The 6,085-nt window shown below is 55.5% G+C and carries 6 protein-coding genes; 5 read left to right on the top strand and 1 reads right to left on the bottom strand.

What is annotated here, in order from left to right; translation table 11 throughout:
* The first annotated feature begins 323 nt into the window (after positions 1-323).
* Positions 324-719, top strand: a complete 396-nt coding sequence (locus RW092_RS23610) for a WYL domain-containing protein (RefSeq protein WP_316011441.1) — start codon at positions 324-326, stop codon at positions 717-719.
* Between the two features lie 25 nt (positions 720-744).
* Here the strand turns inward: RW092_RS23610 and RW092_RS23605 are convergent, their stop codons facing one another.
* The gene (locus tag RW092_RS23605) at positions 745-948 is read right to left on the bottom strand and encodes a YwbE family protein (RefSeq protein ID WP_016312967.1); all 204 of its coding nucleotides are present in this window, start codon (positions 946-948) and stop codon (positions 745-747) included.
* A gap of 116 nt (positions 949-1,064) precedes the next feature.
* On the opposite strand from RW092_RS23605, the gene RW092_RS23600 reads away from it, so the two are divergent.
* The 4 genes from RW092_RS23600 to RW092_RS23585 all read left to right on the top strand — a co-directional run.
* A complete protein-coding gene (locus tag RW092_RS23600) occupies positions 1,065-1,286 on the top strand; it encodes a hypothetical protein (RefSeq protein ID WP_157268768.1) in 222 nt (73 codons plus the stop codon).
* A 131-nt stretch (positions 1,287-1,417) separates the two neighbouring features.
* Positions 1,418-2,452: a phenylalanine--tRNA ligase subunit alpha gene (pheS, locus tag RW092_RS23595; protein ID WP_028538184.1), complete on the top strand. Its 1,035-nt coding sequence runs from the start codon at positions 1,418-1,420 to the stop codon at positions 2,450-2,452.
* A gap of 29 nt (positions 2,453-2,481) precedes the next feature.
* The gene (pheT, locus tag RW092_RS23590) at positions 2,482-4,923 is read left to right on the top strand and encodes a phenylalanine--tRNA ligase subunit beta (protein ID WP_316011440.1); all 2,442 of its coding nucleotides are present in this window, start codon (positions 2,482-2,484) and stop codon (positions 4,921-4,923) included.
* Positions 4,924-5,038: 115 nt separating this feature from the next.
* A partial coding sequence (locus RW092_RS23585; RefSeq protein ID WP_316011439.1) for a hypothetical protein occupies positions 5,039-6,085 on the top strand: 1,047 nt, incomplete at its 3' end.

The raw sequence follows: 6,085 nt of genomic DNA, 5'->3' as shown, positions 1-6,085 counted from the left end.
CCTTACCTCCGCAAGCTGTTCCACAAAAATAGCGATGCCGGAACGCAAGCCCCAACACCTAAGCAACCGCTGAACATGAAACGTACGGCGTAACTTACAGCCATCAAGCAGAAGAGCTCTCATTGAGAGCTCTTCTTTATTAATATGACATTGCGGTGTCTTATTTGTAGGGTATACTTGTCTACAGGAACTGTTGTCTGAAGACGAGTAGAAGGAAATTTTGTTTGGGCTGCAAAGCCTGGAAGCGACAAATGCCCTGCAAACGAACCAAATTTTAGCGAAGCTGAGCACTCTTTTTCACAAAGAAGAGGTTCACTGGATTGATGTCGATTTCTCTGGCTGGAACAGCGGGGAAGCAGAGCGCTAGCAAATTTGGACAGCTGAAAACGGCTATACTGGAGCAGAGGGGCGTAAAATTCGTTTACTATAGCTCGTATGGGCAAAGAACCGAGCGTCAAGTCGAGCCGATGAAGCTGCAATTTAAGAACCGCTCTTGGTATTTGCAGTGTTTTTGCCTGAAGAGTCGGGAGCTGCGCATATTTAAAATCAGCCGGATCGAAGAGCTGGAAGTTACGGGGACCCGGTTCGATCGTCGGAAGCTGGAGATCGTGCCTCTGGATGCCCAAATGCCAGACGAGCGGCTCAACTATGTGGAGCTGGCGCTTTTATTTCGTCCGCTTATGGTGTATCGGGTGTTCGATGACTGCGGCATCCGGTAAGGCTGATCTAAGTCTTTGAAATCAGTTATGCGTTGTCAGGGTGAATCACTTTCACTCGGCCTACCTGTCCGTCCTGCAACCGCACCTTAATGCCGTGCGGATGGGTTGCGGAATTCGTCAGAATGTCCTTGACTACGCCGCGCGTGAGTTTGCCGGTGGGCTGATCTTTTTTTAAGACGATATCCACGGTGAGGCCAGGTCTGATGTTCTTGCGTTCGTTGCCGTTCATTGGGCGAGTCACTCCTTGACGTGTTTGCATGGCATTTGGTATAACCTCTTTAAGATACCATAATTCACCGCTGACTTGCCAACGGATGTCCGTTTAGCATATAATAGCAGGTAATTATGACAAGAAATGCGTGGATGGAGAAGAGTAAGCAGGAACCGACCAACAGGGAAGGGGCGCCGGAGATTGAGAGCGCCGCTAGGGAATCGGAACTGCCGAAGTTCGCTCCGGAGCAGTTCCTTGAACTGCCGCTGCTGTCATATCTAGCGTCGCAAGGCGATGGATTGCAGTCCGGCACATTAGGGGATACCGGTTACGAGCCGTTATTTTCGTTGGAGTGAGAGCAATGTGCACCTTCCAAGCCATGTGGCTGGCAGGTTTATGCCGTGCTCTAACAAGGGTGGTACCACGGTCTTTTCGTCCCTTACGGGAGAGAAGGCCTTTTTATTTTGCCTTTAGGAGGAAGCTATTCATGAAAGAACGTCTTGAAGCACTAAAAGCGGAGGCGCTCAAAGAGCTGGCAGAAACCGTTGATGCCGGGCATTTGAACGATCTTCGGGTCAAATATTTGGGTAAAAAGGGCGCTTTAACTGAGATTTTGCGCGGGATGGGTTCCTTAAGCGCTGAGGAGCGTCCGGTGATCGGTCAGATCGGCAATGAGGTCAGAGCCGCGATCGAAGCGGTGATCGAAGAGAAGCAAGCGATGTTCCAACGTCAAGAAACTGAAGCACGGCTGGCTGCGGAGAAAGTGGACGTTACGCTGCCGGGTCGTCCGCTGAAGCAAGGAAGCGTTCACCCGCTGAACCAGGTGATTCAGGAAATCGAAGAGATTTTCATCGGCATGGGGTACCGGATTGCGGAAGGACCTGAAGTGGAAACGGACTACCACAATTTCGAAGCGCTGAATCTGCCGAAGGACCATCCGGCCCGTGATATGCAGGATTCCTTCTACCTGACGGAAGATCTGCTTATGCGGACGCAAACGTCGCCGGTTCAGGTACGGACGATGGAAGCGATGCAGGGGGAAGTACCGGTTAAAATTATTTGCCCGGGACGCGTGTTCCGCCGGGATGACGACGATGCCACCCACTCGTTCCAGTTCCATCAAATTGAAGGGCTGGTTGTGGGCAAACGCATCCGGATGAGCGATCTGAAAGGCACTCTGCTGGAATTCACCCGCAAAATGTTTGGGCCCAACACGCAAATTCGTCTGCGCCCCAGCTTCTTCCCATTCACGGAGCCAAGCGTTGAGGTTGACGTAACGTGCATGAAGTGCGGCGGCCATGGTTGCCGGGTGTGCAAACAGTCCGGCTGGCTGGAAATTTTGGGCAGTGGCATGGTGCATCCACGCGTGCTGGAGATGAGTGGATACGATCCTGAGGAGTACAGCGGCTTCGCGTTTGGAATGGGCGTCGAACGGATTGCGATGCTGAAGTACGGCGTTGATGATATCCGCTACTTCTTCAACAACGATCTGCGTTTCCTGCAGCAGTTTGCCAGAGTTTAATTTCACGTAAAGAGGGAAGGGAACTAACAATGAAAGTATCAACCGAATGGTTGTCTGACTATATTTCGCTGGATGGGGTTAATGTTGAAGAGTTAGCGGAGCAAATCACCCGGTCCGGGATCGAGATCGATTCGATTGAAAACCGCAATCAAGGCGTTTCGAACGTGGTGGTTGGCTTTGTCAAAAGCAAAGAGAAGCATCCTGACGCAGACAAGCTGAACATTTGTGTCGTGGACGCGGGGCAGGGAGAAGAACTGCAAATCGTATGCGGCGCGAAAAACGTGGCAGCGGGCCAGAAGGTACCGGTTGCGCTCGTCGGCGCCAAGCTGCCGGGCGGGCTGGAGATCAAAAAAGCCAAGCTGCGCGGCGTCTTGTCGCAAGGGATGATCTGTTCGGCCAAGGAGCTGGGTCTGAATGACAAGCTGCTGCCAAAAGAACAGCAGGAAGGCATTCTCGTGTTGCCGGAGGACGTGGAGATCGGCACGCCGATTACTGAACTGCTGGGGCTGGACGATCAAGTGCTGGACTTCGACCTTACGCCTAACCGGTCGGATTGCTTGAGCATGATCGGGGCTGCTTATGAAGTAGGCGCGATTTTGAGCCGCGAAGTGAAGCTGCCGCAGTCTGAGCTTGCTTCCACTGGGGTACTGGCGAAGGAGCGGATTCAAGTCAAGATCGATGCGCCTGACCTGTGCAGCCGGTACGCGGTACGCTACATCGCCGACGTCAAGATTGGCCCATCCCCGCTGTGGATGCAAAACCGGCTGATGGCGGCGGGAATTCGCCCGATCAGCAACATTGTCGACATCACGAACTACGTCATGCTGGAGTACGGCCAGCCGCTGCATGCGTTTGATGCTGACAAGATCGCCGGAGGTATGCTGGGCGTGCGTCAGGCCAAGGCTGGCGAGAAGCTGGTGACGCTGGATGGCCAAGAGCGTGAACTGGAAGCCGGTGCACTCTTGATCGTGGACGGTGAAGATCGTCCGGTGGCTCTGGCCGGCGTGATGGGCGGACTCGATACAGAAGTCACCGATCAAACGGTGAACATTGTCCTGGAGTCGGCGAAATTTGCCGGCAGTAGTGTCCGCCGCACGTCCCGGACGCTGGGGCTTCGTTCGGAAGCTTCGCAACGGTTCGAGAAAGAGGTGGATCCGGCCTCTGTCATCCCGGCACTGAATCGCGCAGCAGCGCTGATGGCTGCCTATGCCGGCGGCCAAGTAGCGGAAGGGATCGTGGAGATCGTTCATCAAGAGCCGGAAGAGAAGGTCGTCAGCCTGTCGCTTCAGAAACTGAACGATTACTTGGGCACGAACATTTCCTCGCTGGAGGCGAAAGCCATTCTGGGACGCCTCCGCTTCGAATGTGCCGGCTCTGAGGAAGTCATCGAAGTTCGCGTGCCGACGCGCCGCGGCGACATTACGCGCGACGTCGATTTGATCGAAGAGGTAGCGCGGCTGTACGGTTATGACAACATCGAGGCGACGATGATCGAAGGGGTAACGACAGTCGGCGGTTATACGAAACCGCAGGCGTTGCGCCGCACGATCCGCCAATTGCTCACCCATGGCGGATGGCAGGAAGTGATGGGCTATTCCTTCATCCGTGAAGGAGCAAGCGCCAAGTTCCCGCAGCTGGCCGAAGGCGATCGGGAGATTCGTCTGGCGATGCCGATGAGCGAGGACCGCAGCGTGCTGCGCGGCAGTTTGCTGCCAGGGATGATCGACATCGCTGTATACAACCGCAATCGCAAGCAAGACAATTTGGCATTGTTTGAAATCGGCAGCATCTTCCGTACCAACGAGGAGAAGCTGACCAAGCAGCCAAACGAGCTGCCGGTGCTGTCCTTGTTGCTGACGGGTGACCGGGCGGAGAAACGCTGGAATGCTCCGGCGGAGAAGGTGGATTTCTTCGATCTCAAAGGAGCGCTGGAGAGCCTGTTCGAATACCTGGGAGTTGCCGATAAGATGACATATGAAGCGGATGGGCCGCAGGGCTTCCATCCTGGACGTTCGGCCTCGATCTTCTTGAACGGAACTACCGGCAAAGAACGGATCGGTACGCTGGGTCAGCTTCATCCGGAGCTGCAGCGGGAGCTGGATCTGGATGATACGTATGTCGCTGAGCTGCTGCTTGAACCGTTGTACCGCAACGCTGGCGAAGCTTACGTGTACCAAGAACTGCCGCGTTATCCGGCGATGCAGCGCGATATCGCTGTTGTCGTAAACTCCGATGTGGAAGCGGGCGCGCTGATCGACGTAATCCGCGAAAAGGCGGGCGAGCTGCTGGAATCGGTGGAGGTATTCGACGTATTCACGGGCGCCAAGCTGGGTGAAGGCAAGAAGAGCGTCGCTTTATCGCTGGTATATCGCCATATGGAACGGACTCTGACGGACGAGGAAGTTGCTGCGGTCCACGACCAGGTGGTCGAAGGGTTGTCGCAAACTTTTGCTGCGGAGCTTAGAAAATAGCAGGAATTGGACGAAGTCACATCGAATCATTTGTAGAACGACCGATTCGATGTGACTTTCGTGCAATTATCCGCATCTAAGAGACGACTTACAGGACCGAAGGAGGCACATAACGTTGAGTAACCAAGGCCGAATTAGCGTAAACGTAGAAATTTACGGGACTTCTTATAAAATTGTTGGAAGCAGCGCGGAATATATGAAGCAGGTCGCGCGCCGCGTGGATGAACATATGCGCAGCATCGCCCAGGCCTATCCCCATCTGGACACGCCGCGGTTGGCCGTGCTGGCAGCCGTGCGCATGGCAGAGGAAGCGATCCGGGTAGATCAACTGCAGAATGAACTGCAGAACGCCAAGCAGGAGAAAACAGTCCTGCTGCAGGAGAACTCGGTGCTGCAGGATTTGCATGCCAAACAGGAGAGCATGTATAAGGCGCTGCAAGAGGAACAGCAGCAGCTGAAGAATGAGAAGCGTCAGCTAGCCGGACAAGCGGAGAAGCTGGAGGCCTCCCTGCTGGGGCAGGAGGAGGAGGCGCGCAAGCTTCGCAGCCGGGTACAGGAGCTGGAGCGTCAGCTTAGCGAACAGCGCGGCAGCAACTCGCAGTTGCAATCCAAGCTTCGCCAAGTCGAACAGCAGACGGCGCGGGAGAAAGAGGAAGCCGCGAAGCTGCAGAAGCAGGTGAGCGAGCTGCAGCGGCGGGAGCAAGAAGCCAAAGCGGCCGAGCAACGGGCGCAGCAGCATAGCGGGAAGCTGCAGGAGCAGACGAAGCAGCTCCAGAGCACGCTTCAAGCCGCGCAGGCAGAGGCCAAGCAGCTGCAACAGCAACTGCAGGAACGCAAGCAGCGGGAGGACAAGCTGCGAGCCGAAGTATCAGCGGCGCAGCAAAGCGAGAAGTCGTGGCAGAAGCTGGCTGAGAAGCGCAGCGAGGAAATCAGTCGCCTAGAGATCAGCTTGCTCGAGGCTTCGGACAAGAGTGAACAGCTGAGCGAGCAGCTGGCCGCCGAAGTGAGCCGGTTGGAGCAAGCAAACAACGAGCTGCAGGCCGAGCGGGACAAGGCGTCGGCCCTGGCAGCCGAGCTGGATTCTCTTCGCTCCCGGTTGGAGCAGGCTGCCGAGGAGCGGGAGTTGGCGCTTCTGGCGGCGCAGGCGGCCGGAGAAGAGAAG

This window comes from Paenibacillus sp. 3LSP (genome assembly GCF_032465655.1).
In the GTDB taxonomy this organism is placed as follows: domain Bacteria; phylum Bacillota; class Bacilli; order Paenibacillales; family Paenibacillaceae; genus Fontibacillus; species Fontibacillus barengoltzii.
The sequence above is the reverse complement of the archived record's forward strand: the minus strand, read 5'-3'. Positions and strand labels throughout refer to the sequence as shown.